The sequence below is a fragment of the Microbulbifer echini genome (assembly GCF_041447225.1).
Classification (GTDB): domain Bacteria; phylum Pseudomonadota; class Gammaproteobacteria; order Pseudomonadales; family Cellvibrionaceae; genus Microbulbifer; species Microbulbifer echini.
Window position 1 is genome coordinate 1 of the sequence record NZ_JBGMEL010000019.1, and the last position, 17,847, is coordinate 17,847.

Sequence of the window (17,847 nt, forward strand, 5' to 3'; positions counted from 1 at the left end):
GCTAAAAAGCAAAGTGCTTTCTCACATGAGAATGTTACAAAAGAAACCTGCGCGTGTAGCATCCTACTTCCGGCATGAATCGATTAAATATGCAGCATAGTGGAACTATTTGTCCGCCGGGTTAATAGCAAGAGGAGAAAAGTGACTTTTCCAACCTGTATAGGTGCTTATTTGAGAGTGGTTAGTCTCTTTTGTAGCAGCTTAAAATTCTCTTGATCCAGCTCCAAAATTCCAACTGATTGCGCGGCAGGCGTTTGCATCGCCTGCCTATACAACTCGGTGGGGATATTTGCCGTAGATCGTGGTCTATCCACTGTGAAAATACACAGCTTTATGTGTACTAAAAATTTACTCGCTGAGTAATCACGGGGTTTATCGAGGGGTTGAGCGGCCCTAGTATTTACACACTAATACATATAACTCTATGATATTAATACAGTTTTTAGTTTGATTGTGGCTCCTGAGGTCGCGGGTTCGATCCCCGTCGGCCACCCCAAATTCCTCCTTGTTTATCAAGGACTTAAAACCTCGCCTAGTGCGGGGTTTTTTCGTTTTGGGTCTTTGAGGGGTAATTCGAGGGGGTATTTTTTACCACAATTGATTTTTTCATCCTCCTGGATTGGACATTTATCCAGTGTCTTTTGGCGTTCCTTTCTTTCCTATTATTCTCGCCTTGTTGAAAGAGGCAACTTTATCGGCGGTATGGCTGTAGCGCTCCATCATGCTACGAGCCTTATGCCCACTGAACTCTTGCTTGTCCCCGACAAAATTTGAGATATCCATTATCTAAATCGTGAAAACGATACCGGTTGGGAAGGGCGTTAGCCTCGGCGGCGGCTCGTTGTTCTCTGCTTCAAGTACTATTGAAACCATCACGAGTGAAACCCTGGCCAGTTTTGCCGCGAATCAGATGCATGCTCTGTGATCGAGAGCCGCAGTTGCTTTTCGGTAATATCCTGGCGCTTCAATGCTAAAATATCCTGCTGGCGTGCACCGCAAAGATAGGAAACTTCTATTGCGGTGTCGTGCGCTGTACGTCCTTTGGATTCGAGCTAGGTATAAAGTGCGAGGTATTCCGAGTCCTCGATGTTGCATTAATTACGTACGTAGATTTACACTTGGATGTCAATAAAATTTATCCAGTTGACTTGAAATATTACGATAGGGATGGGTTTCTTCTCGTGTGTAATAAAAAAATATTGAATTAAGTGCGTCGGCACTACAGGGTGTGAATAACTCTCTTTTCCGTCGGGCTAATCGTTGGCCTCAAGTGTTGGATTGGGGGGTTAAAGTATCCTTGTTATTTGCGCGTAAGAAGAAAATCTTGACCCCTAGAGGATGGAATTTTTGAATTCTCGGTTTTGGTTGGTGTTTGGCTGTGTTTCGTGGAGTGGCTGATCTCTTAATAGTAAAGGAAACTCTCTAAATGAAAAAAAATTTACAAGCCATTGCTTTTCTTGCTCTTGCTATCACTTTTTGTAATCAGGCCTTGGCTATTGAGATTCTTGCTCACAGGGGGGCATCTGGTGAGTATCCACAAGGCACAGCGCTGGCATTTGACATGGCACTGGAGCAGGGGGCTGATATTTTGGAGATGGATGTGCATTTATCTAAAGACCATTATATCATCATTAATCATGATGCTGATCTCAAAGATAACGCTGGGGTTCCCGATAAAATCGAAGACTTGACCTTGAGTGAAATCAAAGTCTTGGATGCTGGCTACAAATTTACTCTTGATGGTGGTAAGAGCTATCCCTTTCGAAGTCAGGGACTCACCCTGATAACGCTGAACGAGATTTTTGAGCGTTATCCCGATGGTGTTTTTAATATAGAAATAAAACCTAATGATAAAACGCTATCAGAAGTACTTTGGCAGGTCATTTCAGATTATCGGATGGAGCAGCAAGTCACTGTTGCCAGCCAGCATAGCAAGGCTATGAATCATTTTCGAGATATCAGCTATGGAGGGGTTAGAACTAGTGCAAGTATAGGAGAGCTTATTGAGGCAAGCCTTGCCTGGAGTTCGGGGTTTGGGTGGGCTTTCAGACCAAAATTTGATGTTGCCCAGTTGCCGTATGGAATTACAACCAAACCCTATGTGCGTTTTTTTCAGAAAAAAGGGGTGATTGTAGATCTTTGGACCGTGAATGATGAGGAGCATATCGAACGCAGTATTTCATTGGGTGTAGATGGTATTATTGGCGATTACCCCGATCGTATTTATCGGGCACTTGTGGATGCTGGAGAGCGCTAGCTTTTGTTTTATGTTTACCCTTATTTGGAGGTGATTGTTGATAGCTCATACCTGAAAATACGATATGAGTTCCCATACGCTGGTTGATGTGATTTTTTATTAATTTTATATTTTTAGTGCTTTAAGAGTCGATGGGCTCAGCTTGGTCTGCGCCACATAAGGGGTTCCTATGTTGGAATTTTGTCATGATGCGCGTAGTCGATTGTATATTTCATGTGATCAGGCTGAATTTGATGAGATTTCCTGATTTTTTAATGAAATTCATTGGGTTATTGAGGTTTGGGTGCTTATTGATTTACCGTTTAATATGAGCGTTCAAGCATAAAATCTAAGGAGGAGAGGTTTGTATAAATCCATACTTTGCGCCATTGAGGCTTCCCAAGAAGGCCGTTATGTGCTTTCAAAGGCGGTAGAGCTATGTAAGCAGCATGATAGTAAATTGATAGTGTTAAATGTGCTGCCTTACAGCTTTTTGCCAAAGGACTACCAGCGGGAGCTTAAAGAGAGTGCGATTCCAAAATTTGAGGAAATCGTTTCTGACTTTGGTGTTGCTAAAAGGAATCGCATCCTTAAAGTGGGCAAGCCTTATGAGGTTATTTGTAGGGAGGCCGAAAAAAGAAATGCAGATTTGATAGTGCTGGGGACGCATTCAAAGAAAGGTATAAGTTCTCTTATTGGTTCTACTGCGAATGGTATCGTAAATCATGCGCACTGTGATGTAACGCTGGTTAGAATTTAGTCTGTATCAGACTTTTGGAAACAACTAAGCGCAGTATTTGCCGCTCACAGGAGAAACTCATTCTCAGGTTGGTTGTTGGTGCGCCTGTTATCTCTAAGTTGTGCCAATATCTATGCTTATTCATGTTCACTAGTATCGCTCATATTGGAGTGGTGGCGAGTTGGTGTTGTAACAAATAGTGTGGGATAGAGCGAAGGTCGAGTAGCTGTTGCTACCCGACCCTGAGTTTTTTTTAGGGAAAATCTATAGTTAAGCGGCTAATTACTGAGGTGCGGAGTGGGGCGGATATCCGACCTCTGCATTCTCAATATCATCCTCTTCTCTGAGCTCACCCTCATGATCTACAGATACGGGTGCATTGCGTAAAACTAGGAAGCCTGCAATTCCTGCGATGACCGATGCCAGCAGGATACCCGCTTTGGCTTGGATGAGTAGTTCGTCCTGGCCGCTAAACGCAAGTTCGGCTATAAAGATCGACATGGTAAAGCCGATGCCTGCAAGCAGTGCCACACCGATTATATGCTGGAAGTTAGCAGCCTTCGGCAAATTACCCCACCCGAGTTTCCAGCCGATCCAAGTAGCGCCGACAATGCCGATCAGTTTGCCGACAACCAAGCCAGCAATAACTCCAAGGGTTACCGGGTTGAGTACAGCTGTGGAGCTGTTAAAGCTATCGAAAGGAATGCCAGCATTAGCCAAGGCAAAGATAGGGATTACCAGGAAACCAACCGGGATATGCAGCCGGGTTTCCATACGCTGCAGGGGGGATTGGGCCATGTTCACACCATTGCCCAGAGCCATTACTCGCGCGTGCAGTGCATCGTTGGCGATGATTTTGTCACCTGGGCGGAAATAGCGATCAAAACTACGAATGATATCTTTTACAAAGGTGCTGAAGGCTACGGGGTCATACTTCGGTTTAGCGGGTAGTGCCATAGCCGTAATTACCCCGGCAAGAGTGGCGTGCACACCAGCCAGATAGAGTCCGTACCATAGTAGTACCCCGATAAATACATAGGCTGAGGAGCGGCGAACGCCGGCGGCATTTAGAAGGGCCAAAAGCCCAACCAGGCAACCTGAAGCGATCAAGGCAGTAATATTCACTTGTTCGGTATACCAAATCGCAATCACAAGGATTGCACCCAGATCATCTACGATCGCTAGGGCTACCAGGAAGGTCACAACGGCACGGGGGACTCGGCTGCCCAGTAGTGCGATACAGCCCACAGCAAAGGCGATGTCCGTGGCCATCGGGATACCCCACCCGCGTACACCTTCCGCACCGCTATTAAGAGAGGCATAAATAAGCGCAGGAACTATCATGCCGCCAATAGCCGCCATTACTGGTAAAACCGCTTGGCGAAGATCGGAGAGTTCCCCCACCATAAACTCACGTTTTAATTCCAGTCCCACCAGAAAGAAGAAGATGGCCATTAGGCCATCATTGATCCAGTGGTGTAGCGAAAGAGAAAGCTCCCAGTTTCCTGACCCGATACTGATGGGCATATGTAGCAGGTGTTTGTAAGTATCCTGTAAAGGAGAGTTGGCGATAATGAGTGCGGCCAACGCTGAAAGCATCAGCAAAATACCACTGCTACTTTGTCGATGAATAAATTCTTCAAAGGGGGTAACTAGACGGCCAAATGCCTCTTCCAGCGGTGCCTCAAAGACTTTTCCTTTGCGAATCTTAAACCTATCTAAAACGCTTTTTGCCATCGGCTAATTCCCTCCTCTTGAAGGCTAAGCCCTACTAAATGTGGGGCTGTTAATCTATTTATAGGGATGGAGGTTAGCATGCAGGCAGCGTCGTTATCTATATTGACAGGCATTTATCGTTGGGGATGGCTCACTTGTTGGGTTATGGAAAGAAAAAATACATAAATTTCCGCGCGAATTTTAAGGGGGTCACTAAGAAAGGCTTATTTGATCGGGGTGGTGGAGGCGTATAGAAGAGCAGACATTTATAAGGTAGTTGTAAAATATTCTGGTCCCTTTGTGTTGTTTTTGTATTATTTACAATTATTTATTTGAGGTTAACCTTCAGGTGTAGAGAGGGGGGTTATTTTACTTTTTTATTACGGTTGCGAGCAATGGTGGTGTTGATTTCATGGGCTTTCTTTCGGGTGATTTTTTATTTAGTAAAACATCCTACTATAGAAATTGCCCAATGATGCTTGCGTGCTTGACAAAGGTACCTGCGAACCATTGATGTACCGGTGTCGAGTTGACAACTAAATTTTGGCCGAATAATTATTCGGGCTAGCCTGCACCGTAAGCTTGGCGCAATATTTGGTGGCTCGGGCTGTCTAAAAGATGAGCGATCTACCACTGGGCTGGCAGCTCAAGCATCTTCAGTGAGTGAGCATGTCGACTCTGTTGCTCAATAGCGGTGAGTGGTGCCTGATGACTGAGGGAGACTCGAGGGCTCAGGTTTTCTTGTTAGGATATTTTCCCTATTTATAGGGCTCTATTACTCCTTGGTTACCCCTGTGACATTCTGCTTAGAAAGATTCTCTGGCTCTCCTTATGCAGTCTTATGGTATAGGCGGCTAAATATGCTCTAAGCAGGGCCTTTACGCTTATGGCTCTAATCCTCGATAATTGGCCCCCAAGTTTCTCGGGCTAAGCAGTACTACTGTGCCGCTTTCCCGGTGGAGCAAATAGGAATTGAATCTGCAATCTTGGAGTGATCGGTGACGACTACAGTTGAACGCAAGGCGACCAATGTTCATTGGCATGATGGCGACGTAACCCGCGACAATAGGGCGGCCATCCTTGGCCACAAGGGGGTGACCCTGTGGTTCACTGGTTTGTCCGGCTCTGGTAAGAGTACGGTGGCAGTAGCGGTAGAGAAGGCTCTGGCTGCACGCGGTGTACTGAGTTACCGTCTAGATGGTGACAATATTCGCTTGGGGATCAACTCTAATCTTGGCTTTTCTGCCGAAGATCGCCAGGAGAATATCCGCCGAGTAGGTGAAATTTCCAAGCTGTTTGCGGATACTGGGGTAGTGGTTTTGAGTAGCTTTATCAGCCCTTACCGCGAAGATCGTGAGACGGTCAGGAAGATGCACGAGGATGCTGGCCTTCCTTATATGGAGGTGTTTGTAGACTGTCCACTGGAGGAGGCGGAATCCCGCGATCCTAAGGGTCTCTACAAAAAGGCTCGTGCAGGTGAGATTAAAGGCTTTACCGGTATTGATGACCCTTATGAAGCGCCTGTTTCTCCAGAGCTGCGCTTGAACACAGCAGAGATGACCCTGGAGCAAGAGGTGGAAGTCATTATCGCCACCTTGCAGGAAAAGGGCATTATCGCGAAGGATTAAGCTGTTTCCAGGCTGCCCGTATCGTAATAAGGGAGGCCATTACTGGCCTCCCTTATTATTTTGGGTGAATTTTATGGCCGCTTGGCCTCCTCCTCCTCTGATACTTGCTTCCTATAAGTCCCCCTCTGCGCCAACTGCCGACTGACCGCTCTATCCCTTCATATACTCAACCTGTACTAGATCATGAAGTTGACAGCTGTGGAGGCGTTTATGTCGACAAGGGGAGCTTGGTTTCTCTCTGTTTTGTTTTTGGTGTTGGCCGGAGTGCTAGGGGTGGGCGCTTGGGTCACGTACGAAAAACTGCCAAAAGTGCATGGCAAAGTGGATGCTCCCGTGCTCGGTGTGCCCTCCGGGGCGCTCGAGTACGGCCCTACACCGGCTTATGCTGGGCCCCACCCCAGAATGATGTCGCGGCCGCCAGAGTACTTTCCATTCCCCATCTCAATTGGCGAGGTTGGACCTGTAGAGACACTTTTTACCGGCCCTTCAAAATATCCATTCTTTTGTGGCAGAAATATGGTCACCGGCAGGCAGCCTCTGGTCGATAACCAAGCCAAGGAAGGAGTGCCCGTTTTTGCTCTGAATGACGAAGGGAAAAGAACCAAGGAGGTAATCGGTTACAGCCGGGATTGCAGTCATGCGACAGAAGTTACTTACTTTTACCGCAGTAAAAACGACGGTAAGTTCCACTACCTGCATGAGGCCCGAAATGACATCGATAAGGTCACAGTGAATGGTCGCCATGTGGACTTTATTGTTCGAGTAGAAACTGGCACGATCAATCGGCACTTTTATGCAATCGCTGTTTTACGTGGGGAGGGAGAAACCGCTGAAAAGCCCAATGGTAGCAATTGGAATCGCCGCCTGATCTATCAGTTTCGTGGCGGGGTTGGAATAGGTTGGCGGCAGGGGAAAATCAGTAAAGGCGATGTTACCAGGCGGCGTATGGACCAGCTGGCGCGCGGATATGCCGTGGTGTACTCAACGGCCAACCAGACCAGGAATCATTATAACCTTTGGCTGGCAGAGGATACCGCACGGCGCGTCAAGAAGCAGTTCCAGGCGCTTTATGGTGAGCCTATGTACACGGTGGGTGTAGGTGGCTCTGGGGGTGCTATCCAGCAGTACCTTTTCGCACAAAATGCTCCAGGTCTTATCGATGCGGCGATACCGCTGTACTCCTATCCAGATATGGTCACCCAGACAATTTATGCCTTCGACTGTGAACCGCTCGAATATTTCTTTGACGTTTTGGATGTGGGTAATTCAGGCTGGAAAAATGTCGAGGAGCGCCAAGCTATACAAGGGTTGGCGGCGAACCCTGAGGCGAGTAGTCGTTTCAAGATGATTACAATGGCCGCTGGTTTGTTCGATAGTCGTTATCGGGGAAGGGCAAGTGGTGCTACGGAATGTGTCGAGGGTTGGCGGGGTTTGGTGCCCCTGGTGAATAATCCAAATTTTGTACATTTCTTCAAAAGCTTTTCCGGGGACTTGTCAGATAGAGTGCACTGGACCCACTGGGAGGATCTCCGCCAATTTTATGGGGCGGGTGAAAACGGCTATGCAAATACGGCCTGGGATAACGAAGGGGTTCAGTACGGACTTAAAACACTGGTTGATGGCGAGATTAGTATTGATACCTTCCTGAGAATCAATGCCGCTATTGGCGGCTGGAAGGCACAGCAGAATCAAACCGATGAGAAATTATGGTTCCTCAACGGAGGGCTCTTTCCTGTGCGTCTTTCTATATGGAGTGAGCAAAACTTAAATATGGGCTCTCTCACAAGCCCCGCAGAGCGCAGCCGTGGGAGCATGGAGGCGATCAACGGGATATACCGCTCTGGGCATGTTTTCCTAGGAGATGTGGAAATACCGATTATCGATATGCGCCACTACTTGGATGAAGAGCCAGATATGCACCACAGCTCTGCATCCTTCTCCACCCGTGAGCGGATTCGGCGTGCTCGGGGTCATGCAGACAACCAGTTAATCTGGGTCAGCCATAAGGATTACAATCCATTGGGCGAGGCGTTGGATCTCGTTGACCGTTGGATGCAAAACATCATCAATGACCCTTCTGCTGGCGTTGTGGGCAATCGGCCGGAAGACGCGAATGACCGCTGCTTCGATCAAAAAGGCAATGTGCTGGCGGCAGGATCCGATGTTTGGAATGGCGACTGGAATAGCCTGGCGCAAGGGAGGTGTATGAGGGTATACCCGACTCATAGTACCTCGCGGCAGGTTGCGGGGGGGCCGGTGACCGACGATGTCTTTAAGTGTGCACTCCAGCCCGTAGAGCGGGCACTGGCCAAAGGCATATACGGTTCGCATACCGAGGAAATTTCCGGGCGCATCGACGACCTGCGGCGGATCTTCCCAACGGGTGTTTGTAATTACAATGAACAGGACTTGGCACGACCAAAAGAGCCGTTAATCCCTCAGGAGGTCCCAGTGAGGATTGCAGGTCATCTAATCGACCCAGATTATCGGCAGGGTAAGCTATTACAGGGCGCGAATGTAGGAGAGGGCGAAGTAAAGCCAGCACCAGTGTCTGTGCCGGCTGAGAACCTAACGGATGAATAATTTACGGTTTTGGCGCAAAAATTGTTGACAGAGAAACTCAATCCGGTACTATGCGCCTCGCTCAAGGGGGCTAGGCCCTTAAAGAAAAAGAGCATTGGGTGGTTAGCTCAGTTGGGAGAGCGACGGCCTTACAAGCCGTAGGTCACAGGTTCGACCCCTGTACCACCCACCAACTTCCCTTTGGGAAGTTCACTACCGAGGACCGGTAGTTCAGTTGGTTAGAATGCCGGCCTGTCACGCCGGAGGTCGCGGGTTCGAGTCCCGTCCGGTCCGCCAGACACAAAAAAGCCCTCATTTTTTGAGGGTTTTTTTGTGTCTGGGGTTTTGATTTTCTCCCCCCTCTAGTGTCGAGCCTCCCTCAAAAGCGATAACTGAATTGTATGCTGCCCAGAAAATGCCCGAATTTGGACAAATGGTCAGTTGAGGGGCTGGATGTAGGGTATTTGTTACCCCCGGCCGCAGGTTATTGTTATTCCCAGGTTGTGTATTTTTGGCAGTATTGTTAAGTGTGAGATTTCAATGCGGGGGACCTGTTTAAGAGGGAATGGCGGCAAGCTCTAGAGGCAGCGGGTTGTGAATAATAACTTTACCACGATGTGCCAGCTTTATCTTTAGCCCCTTTTTTGGTTGTCACTCTGCCTTTTCGTCTGAATATCGAGTTGAACTCACAGTGAAGTTGCGAGGAGCTTGTTGGTGGGCGGGATCATTGAGTCCTCAGTTCGAATTCTTTAGGTAGGGTTAGCTCAGTTTCCAGCGGGCAACTATGAAGGTATTGACGGGGTCCTGCCTAATCCAGGTGTATCTTTAAAGTCCGCAGCTCCTCAGGAGGTTGGTATTGTTGATATGGTCGATCACAATAAAGCAGCATGCCTTGTGAAGTAGAAAGGAAGGCAGAAGCCACCAGCTTGAAGGGCTTTCTCCTGAATGAGGCTCAACTAAGGCCGACATGATATTAAGCAGAGAAAAGAAGTAACCATGTATCCCCGCCTACTAAACAGCTTGGATCTTCAGGCCTTTACCGAAGCGGCTCGAAATGTTCCATATCAGCAGCTAAAAGCGGGTTTTTTTCCTGATCTAGATGTCTGGGTGAGGCGCGATGACCTAATTGACCCGCTTATTTCAGGTAACAAGGCTTACAAGCTCATCTTTAACTTGCTAGACGCGCGAGATAAGGGGGCAAAAACTATCATCACCTGTGGCGGAGCCTGGTCAAATCACATTCACGCCATAGCGGCTGCAGGATCCCGGTTTGGGTTTAAGACTATCGGTATTGTTAGGGGGGAGAGGCCCGCAAAGCTTAGTGCAACTCTGCAAGATGCCGAGCGCTTCGGAATGCAACTAATGTTTGTAACGCGATCCCTCTATCGACAACGTGGAAAGGAGGATTTCCTTAGGCAGGTAGGTCTTGAGCTAGATGCTGCCTATTTTGTGCCCGAGGGAGGAGCAAATCTTGCCGGTGTGCGGGGGATTCAGCTTCTGGGGCAGGTCATAGAGGAGACTGCGCCCGTAGACTTTGATCAGGTGTGGGTGGCTTGTGGGACTGGGGCTACATTTGCAGGCCTCTATTCAAGTATTTCAAGTGCCCCTGTAATTGGGGTGGAAGTTTTGAAGGCCGGGGATAGTACTCTGGAACAGGTAAGGCGTTGGCTTGGGTCGATATACTTGTCGTCATGTAAAGGAGGGGGGGATAAGCAGGTAAAGCATCAATTTCAGTTGGCTTCTATTGATGAGTTTTTGCTTGGGGGGCATCATTTTGGTGGTTATGGTAAGTATCCGGGTGAGTTGAGGGGGTTTCAGGAGTTTTTTGAAGTAAGTATCAATACACCACTTGATCCTATTTACACTGTCAAGCTAATGGCAGCCCTTGCGAAGAATGATGATTATTTTGGGTCTCCATATAAGTGTAGGGTACTTATAGTTCACTCTGGGGGACTGCAGGGCCGTCGTGGTTACGACTTGAGTTGCTTATAGCGGTAGTGGACAAATATTTGGGTCATCTTATTTGTTGAGTATTGCAAGGTTGCTGTCTGCTGAATTTTATCATAAACCATCTTTATTCAAATTTGATCGTTCTTGGGGTGGTAACTGGCAATTGTGATTGTTGGACACTTGAATTTTTAGGCTAAATTTCATGAAGATATTTTACTGATATGTTGTTCGAACGGCTTCCGTGATGAGTTTGGCTTTCTGTTATCCGGTAGCCGCTTTAACAACTGCCTGAAACCCTGGTGGCACCAAGCTCAGGTGGTTAGCCCAGGTGTGACCAGCTTGTCATTTCGTCTGACTGCTTTTTAGGTTAGGCTGTTTTAGTTAGCATTTTGGTTAAAAAGTGATCGGATTTGCTGGCTGACCAGCTGGACAGGATCGACTAGTCTGACAGGCTCAGGCATAATCCTTCTTTGCGTAGAAGGAAAAAAGCTCCTTTTGCTTTTTTAAGTTTCAAGTCGTTTACTTGTTAGAAAAGTTAGAATTGATCGCAGGGCCCTGAATCGGGCACCTTGGGGAAGTGGTGTCGGAATTTCAGAATATTGGCCTAGTTGGCCGCACCGAAAGTGAAAGCGCTGTTATCTCGCTTAAGCGCCTGATGGTGTTTCTGGAGCGAGAGGGCTTTGCCGTTGTGCTGGAAGAGGATACGGCAAATACAGTGCAGAGCCACGGTGCAAGTGTGTCTTCGAGGGATAAGCTCGGCGAACTCTGCGATCTGGTCATTGTAGTCGGTGGTGACGGCAGCCTTTTGGCCGCCGCTCGCGCTTTGGCGAAGTTTAGCGTTCCTTTGCTGGGTATCAATCGTGGCCGCTTGGGCTTTCTCACCGATATCACTCCTGACGAAATTGAAAAGAAAGTGGGCGAGGTGCTTGCTGGTAAATATATGGCTGAGAGCCGCTTCCTTCTGGATATGTCGGTTACTCGAAGGGGGAACCCCATCGGAAAGGGGGCAGCTCTAAATGATGTGGTGATTCATCCTGGCGAATTTATTCGCATGATTGAATTCGATCTGTACATTGATGGTCAGTTTGTCTATACACAACGTTCGGATGGCCTGATTGTATCAACGCCTACTGGTTCCACGGCATATGCGCTTTCGGGCGGCGGGCCGATAATGCATCCAAAGCTCGACGCGATTGTCCTTGTCCCACTCAACCCACATACCTTGAGTAGCCGCCCGATTGTTGTTGAAGGAAGCAGCGAGCTAAAAATCATTGTTGGTGAACACAATATTGCCAAACCCTACGTGACGTGTGATGGCCACGATCAGGTCATTACTGAGCCTGGGGATATCGTGCGAATTCATAAGAAACCGCATCGGCTGACCTTAATTCATCCGATAGATCATAATTTTTACGAAACTTGTCGGTCCAAATTGGGCTGGTTGAACTAAATATAGCAATAGGTATTAGGAAGGCGTAATGGCTCAACAGTTGACATCAAAACTGAGCTCTAAAGAAGCTGTAATCGGTATTGTCGGGCTCGGCTATGTGGGTTTGCCCCTATCTCTGAGTTACTCGGAAAGTGGATATGTCACACTGGGGTTCGACATCGATAAAAGCAAAGTTGATGCGATTAACGCGGGTAAATCCTATATTAGGCATATTGAATCAGAGGGCGTAAAAGATGCAACCGAGAAAGGGCTCTCTGCAACGACTGATTTCTCCCGTATCACAGAGGTGGACGCAATTATTCTTTGTGTGCCAACGCCGCTAAATAAGTATCGTGAGCCAGATCTTTCCTATGTAATTTCGACTGTAGAGCGGGTTATTCCGTTTATGCGCAAAGGGCAAGTTCTTTCTTTGGAGAGTACTACCTATCCAGGTACTACTGAAGAGGAGCTTGTGCCACGAGTTGAGGCTGCTGGTTTCACAGTAGGGGAAGACTTGTTTGTAGTTTACTCTCCTGAACGAGAAGACCCAGGCAATAAGAACCACACAACTAAGTCAATTCCCAAAGTCTGTGGCGGTCATACCGAAAATTGTATGAAGGTTGGCATTGCCCTCTACGAATCCGTTATTAGTGCTGTGGTACCAGTCAGCTCTACCAAAGCTGCAGAGATGACCAAGCTTCTTGAAAATATACACCGGGCAGTGAACATCGGCTTAGTGAATGAAATGAAGGTGGTTGCAGATGCAATGGGTATCGATATTTACGAGGTGATTCGAGCGGCTGCAACGAAGCCCTTTGGTTTTGTTCCGTATTACCCTGGACCGGGGCTTGGTGGTCACTGCATCCCCATTGACCCGTTTTATCTGACATGGAAAGCTAGGGAGTTTGACCTACATACGAGGTTTATCGAACTCGCAGGTGAAATAAATACGTTGATGCCTGACTACGTTATAGCAAAAGTTTCAAAAGCGCTTAATGCACATAAAAAGCCGGTTAGTGGTAGTAAGGTTTTAGTATTAGGAGCGGCTTACAAGAAAAATGTTGATGATATGCGTGAGTCACCTTCTGTAGTACTTATTGAAAAGCTGCAGGAGCTAGGTGCGAATGTCAGTTATAGTGATCCGTTCGTGGCCAAACTGCCAAAAATGCGCGGACATAACTTAGATATGAAAAGCGTTGAATTAACCAGGATCTCCCTATCTAATGCTGATTGTGTCTTAATCGCGACAGATCATGACGTATTTGATTACGACTATATCGTCGCTAATGCTGCACTTGTTGTTGATACTCGTGGTCGGTATGACACAAATCATGAAAAGGTTGTTAGGGCCTAATTGATTTGTAAAGTAGGCTGAAGTGTTAATGCTGCAGCCCAACTTGATTGGATCTGCAGCAATGTATAAATGGCTATATAAAGATTTTAGTATTACCAAGAATGTTTGTTTCAAGTCTCTTTTCTATCAATCACATGTGAGCCCAATTTTGAAATATGTGAAAGTAAGTTGATATTTCGAGTGTTAAATATTTGGTCTTTTCCTATTTCGGTGGGCCTAGATACGGGATAGTTGAAATAAAAATGTTCACATATTTTTGCTGGGCCTCAAAGCTATATTTTATTGAAAATAATCGTAGTCAAATGAAAAATTTACTACCGTTGAGTGAGGAAATAACCGGGCAGATGAAACAGAGAATCCACAAAATACTTTAACTGACCATTTTTACCGCTTAATTCTACATTGAGTAAATCAATTGATAACCAAAGCTACATTAGCGCCCTACTAAAAAAGAACCCATGCAACACAAAGAAAAAGTGAAAACAGTTGATTTTTCAGTTGAAGAGATTGAAATTTTACAAAAAAAAGCAGCTTTGGCGGATAGCTTAAAGTTTGAATTGAACGACTATAAAGCGAAAGCCAGGTTAATTAAAGGCTTAAGGTGTGAGCTTGAGAAAGAGAGGATCAAGTTACATAGAATTACAAACAGTCTAGCTTACTATGTTGGTGATTCCTTCGTTTCAGCTCTCGGGAAAGGAGGGTTATTCCTTGCTAGATTACCGATTGCTATGCTGTTCACGATAAAAGGTGTTCTTGCATATCGTCGTGCACAAAATGCACTTGTCAATAATGAGTATGAAGTTCGGGAACTTGATGTTATCTCTTTGCGCGGAATCACTTCGGCAAGAATCAAATATAGAAACTATTGGCCTAAGCCTAATGCGAGTAGATCAGATCTTGCGTTCTTGTCAATGGGTGTATTAAGAGAGTATGGAGTGGATGAGGCGGTAGATTTCTTTGACTTCTACCTGACTGGTGAGAACCTTGCTGCTGGATGGCTTTTATCATTAAATCTATATTTGAATGATGAAGAAAAATGGTTAGGAAATATAAATAATTACTTGGAGTCGTTTGGACTTTTACCGATATCATTGTCATCAAGAGCCCCGTCTAAAAGTGGTGAGTTTCAAAGAATAGAGTGTCTAGTGCCAGGCGATTACACGGTCGATTCATCGTGTAAGGTGACTATTATAATGCCGGCGTTTAATGCTGAAAAGACAGTGGAACACGCTATAAAGTCTATTCTCGCGCAGACATGGAGAGATTTTGAATTAATTATTGTTGATGATTGCAGTTCTGATCAAACTTGGGAGATAGTCAAGGCTTACTCTGCTGTTGATGATCGTATTGTAGCGCTTCGAAACCACGTTAATGTTGGCCCCTATGTCTCAAAAAATTATGCACTTCGAATTGCGCAAGGTAAGTATTTGACTGGCCATGATGCGGATGACTGGGCTCACCCCCAGAGAATTGAGAATCAAATGAGAGTGATGTTGGGTGCAGGTGATGTCAACGCCAGTATTACGAGAATGATTCGTATGAATGAAAGGCGTGGTGTTGATCATTTTAGTCGGATAGGTAAGGTTAGCCCTGATGGGGTTGCTAGGCTCGCAAGTATATCATGCATGTTTGAGATGAATTCTTTCCGGGAAAAGTTGGGTTATTGGGACAGTGTGCGCTTTGGTGGTGACAGTGAGTTAATTCAGAGGGCGAAAATAATTTTTGGGGATAAGTTCGTCACGCAGGAAACAATCAGTATGATTTGTCTTGATGCAGAAGGTAGTTTAACCAATCATCCCGTTCATGGTATTGATAAGGTGGCTGGAATTTCTTCTTCAAGAATAAAATATAAGGATGCATGGAAAGGCTGGCACAAAACTATTTCTGAAGATTCAGCGTACCTCGATTTTCCTCAGGTCGAGCGAAAGTTTGAAGCTCCATGTGCCGCTTCTGTCTCTGACGAATTGATTAACACGAATCTTACTGTTTATGACCACCGTTAAATGTTAATCATAGAGTGCCCTCAACCGGCGGATAATAAAGCAATTGTAGTGATTAAAGTTGCGATGAGTGCGATTTTCAGAAATGTTTTATGGGTAGATCGAGGTCCGCTGTAGCGTAATTTTCGCAGCATGGAAAGAGAATAGGATTAGTTGTAATGATTGAATATCGTAAAGATATTGATGGTTTAAGGGCCCTGGCAGTGTTGGGAGTGGTTGGCGCTCACTTAGGGTTTGAGCAGCTAAAGGGTGGTTTTGTTGGTGTCGATGTTTTTTTTGTGATCAGCGGTTATCTCATAACAGCTTTGCTTACCAAAGAGTTCAGGTTGAATCAGACGGTGAACTTTGGTTCTTTTTTTTGGAGGCGTATACGACGGCTTGTGCCGGCGGTTTTGGCCACTGTCGGTTTGACAGTTATTGCCGCCTTTTTATTATTTTCCAAAGAGCAGTTTGAATCAACTGTTTGGTCTTCAATTACAGCGATTTTAAGTATATCAAATATCTATTTCTGGTCCAGTGTGGGATATTTTGATGCGGATGCAATTTCCAAGCCCCTATTGCATACATGGTCGCTCGGTGTTGAAGAGCAGTTTTATCTATTCTGGCCATTCGTTCTGATTGGGCTGTTAAAGCTTAATCGTTTAGTTCTAACAAAAACTGCAATTTTTGTTCTTTTTTCCGCTTCATTTGCGTTAAATGCCCTCTTTATAAGTGGCGATCTCGGAGCTGTGGTGGCTCGACAGAGTAAGCTGTTAGTCAACTTCAATGACGGTGGAACCACAGCCTTTTATTGGTTTCCCTTCCGTATTTTCGAGTTCATGGTTGGCGCGGGCCTTGTTTTTATTGGCCCTGGAATAGGGCGACTTCGCAAAAGTGTTGCGGATTTTCTAGTCCTATTGGGGACGTCGATTATCGTATTGTATATGGTGCTGCTCTCTGAGGATGCAGTGTTTCCATATTATAATGCTTTGGTTGTTGCTGCGGGTACTGGATTGATTATTTGGGCAGGAAAAGATTCTGGCATAGCGGGACTCGTCTTTGGGAATCATGTTGCAAGGTTCTTCGGGAGGGTGAGTTATTCCCTTTACCTGGTGCACTGGCCAATTATTGTTTTTTTTGTTTCTCTGGGAGGAGATTTGACTTCCCTTCAGTCGAAACTGGTTTTGCTTGCTTTAACCATTTTAGCGGGCTATTTGCTCTATTTTACAGTCGAAAACCCAATGCGCAATGCGTCGTACTTGACGGTAAAACCCCTGACATATAGGGCGGTCATGCAAAGGGCTTCACTCCCTGCCTGTGCTGCACTAATGGCAATGTTGGCGCTTGTCGCCAAGGATTACGAAGATCGTATTCCCGTGGAACGCAAAACGTTAACAAACTCCGAGTGGCGGAAGTTTGAGAGAGAAAAGTACTGTACTGGGGAAATGCCTGAATTTCCAAAGGATATATTCACTTGTCAAAATGATAGAAATTCTAGCGAGACTATCGTCGTGTGGGGAGATAGCCACGCTTTGCATACGGTTGCAGGCATTTCAGAAATTTTCCCGGATACGAATATTGCAATTGCATATATGCCGGGGTGCATACCTCAGAGTGGTTTTAATGGGTTGGTCCGTGATATGAAACGCAAGGATCTAACGGAAAGCTGTATAAAAAAGAATCGCCAGTTTCTTAATTGGGCATCAGATGCGCCTAAACCTGTACTTACTCTTATAACAAGCGCTAAAAGAAATACACCGAAACAAATAGCTGAAATAAACCATGAGCTCACATCATATTTGTCTAAATCTGGACACAATGTGTATATTTTAGGGGATTTTATCAGGCCAGAGATGAAGTTGGCCCAATGTCGGGCTGTTCCGGATTTTTTTCATACTGAGGAAATGTTAAGTCGCATATGCGGTCCTAAATTGAAGGCTGTATCTAAAGAAGTAAGGTATAACTTAAGGTTAGCGGAGCTTACTCCGAATTATATATCTGTTATTGATATTCAATGTCCGGATGATGAGTGTATCTTTACAAATAATGGTAAGGCTTTGCATCGTGATAATCATCACCTTTCACCCTATGGTTCGATCACTTTGTTTAGTGATGTTCGTATGCTTAAAAAGTTTATGGGCCTAGGAAGAGATGTGAGAGGGCTTATCTCTTCACAGCTTATTGACAGTTCATCAGCAGATATTGAGCCCCGGGGTTAATCTATGGCTAGGTCTCCTTATGATAGCTCCTGCTT

General features: G+C 45.9%; 10 protein-coding genes and 2 tRNA genes. 11 read left to right on the forward strand and 1 reads right to left on the reverse strand.

Annotated features, from left to right (window positions below):
* Positions 1-1,426 precede the first annotated feature (1,426 nt).
* Positions 1,427-2,257, forward strand: a complete 831-nt coding sequence (locus ACCI51_RS16330) for a glycerophosphodiester phosphodiesterase (protein ID WP_371844522.1) — start codon at positions 1,427-1,429, stop codon at positions 2,255-2,257.
* A gap of 343 nt (positions 2,258-2,600) precedes the next feature.
* On the forward strand, positions 2,601-2,996 hold the full coding sequence (locus tag ACCI51_RS16335) for a universal stress protein (RefSeq protein ID WP_299588992.1): 396 nt from the start codon (positions 2,601-2,603) through the stop codon (positions 2,994-2,996).
* Between the two features lie 261 nt (positions 2,997-3,257).
* Here ACCI51_RS16335 and nhaA read toward each other — a convergent pair whose 3' ends face one another.
* Positions 3,258-4,712 carry a Na+/H+ antiporter NhaA gene (gene nhaA, locus ACCI51_RS16340; protein ID WP_371844523.1) on the reverse strand — a complete coding sequence of 485 codons (1,455 nt, stop codon included), beginning with the start codon at positions 4,710-4,712 and terminating at the stop codon, positions 3,258-3,260.
* A 977-nt stretch (positions 4,713-5,689) separates the two neighbouring features.
* Here nhaA and cysC point away from each other — a divergent pair.
* From cysC to ACCI51_RS16385, 9 genes are all read left to right on the forward strand, one after another.
* Positions 5,690-6,319 (forward strand): adenylyl-sulfate kinase, encoded by a 630-nt coding sequence (cysC, locus tag ACCI51_RS16345; protein WP_371844524.1) that lies wholly within the window; start codon positions 5,690-5,692, stop codon positions 6,317-6,319.
* A gap of 210 nt (positions 6,320-6,529) precedes the next feature.
* On the forward strand, positions 6,530-8,902 hold the full coding sequence (locus ACCI51_RS16350; RefSeq protein ID WP_371844526.1) for a DUF6351 family protein: 2,373 nt from the start codon (positions 6,530-6,532) through the stop codon (positions 8,900-8,902).
* Between the two features lie 96 nt (positions 8,903-8,998).
* Positions 8,999-9,074: transfer RNA gene (locus ACCI51_RS16355), tRNA-Val, on the forward strand.
* A gap of 27 nt (positions 9,075-9,101) precedes the next feature.
* Positions 9,102-9,178, forward strand: a tRNA-Asp gene (locus ACCI51_RS16360).
* A gap of 699 nt (positions 9,179-9,877) precedes the next feature.
* Entirely contained in the window at positions 9,878-10,873 is a 996-nt protein-coding gene (locus ACCI51_RS16365) for a 1-aminocyclopropane-1-carboxylate deaminase/D-cysteine desulfhydrase (RefSeq protein ID WP_371844528.1), read from the forward strand.
* Positions 10,874-11,411: 538 nt separating this feature from the next.
* On the forward strand, positions 11,412-12,281 hold the full coding sequence (locus tag ACCI51_RS16370) for an NAD(+) kinase (protein WP_371844530.1): 870 nt from the start codon (positions 11,412-11,414) through the stop codon (positions 12,279-12,281).
* A 28-nt stretch (positions 12,282-12,309) separates the two neighbouring features.
* On the forward strand, positions 12,310-13,614 hold the full coding sequence (locus ACCI51_RS16375; protein ID WP_371844531.1) for a nucleotide sugar dehydrogenase: 1,305 nt from the start codon (positions 12,310-12,312) through the stop codon (positions 13,612-13,614).
* Positions 13,615-14,072: 458 nt separating this feature from the next.
* The gene (locus ACCI51_RS16380; protein WP_371844533.1) at positions 14,073-15,617 is read left to right on the forward strand and encodes a glycosyltransferase family 2 protein; all 1,545 of its coding nucleotides are present in this window, start codon (positions 14,073-14,075) and stop codon (positions 15,615-15,617) included.
* Positions 15,618-15,772: 155 nt separating this feature from the next.
* Entirely contained in the window at positions 15,773-17,812 is a 2,040-nt protein-coding gene (locus ACCI51_RS16385) for an acyltransferase family protein (RefSeq protein ID WP_371844534.1), read from the forward strand.
* Positions 17,813-17,847 lie beyond the last annotated feature (35 nt).

Coding starts and splice junctions, on each gene's coding strand:
- ACCI51_RS16330 (WP_371844522.1), top strand. CDS start 1,427: ATGAAAAAAAATTTACAAGCCATTGCTTTTCTTGCTCTTGCTATCACT.
- nhaA (WP_371844523.1), bottom strand. CDS start 4,712: ATGGCAAAAAGCGTTTTAGATAGGTTTAAGATTCGCAAAGGAAAAGTC.
- ACCI51_RS16350 (WP_371844526.1), top strand. CDS start 6,530: ATGTCGACAAGGGGAGCTTGGTTTCTCTCTGTTTTGTTTTTGGTGTTG.
- ACCI51_RS16365 (WP_371844528.1), top strand. CDS start 9,878: ATGTATCCCCGCCTACTAAACAGCTTGGATCTTCAGGCCTTTACCGAA.
- ACCI51_RS16375 (WP_371844531.1), top strand. CDS start 12,310: ATGGCTCAACAGTTGACATCAAAACTGAGCTCTAAAGAAGCTGTAATC.
- ACCI51_RS16380 (WP_371844533.1), top strand. CDS start 14,073: ATGCAACACAAAGAAAAAGTGAAAACAGTTGATTTTTCAGTTGAAGAG.
- ACCI51_RS16385 (WP_371844534.1), top strand. CDS start 15,773: ATGATTGAATATCGTAAAGATATTGATGGTTTAAGGGCCCTGGCAGTG.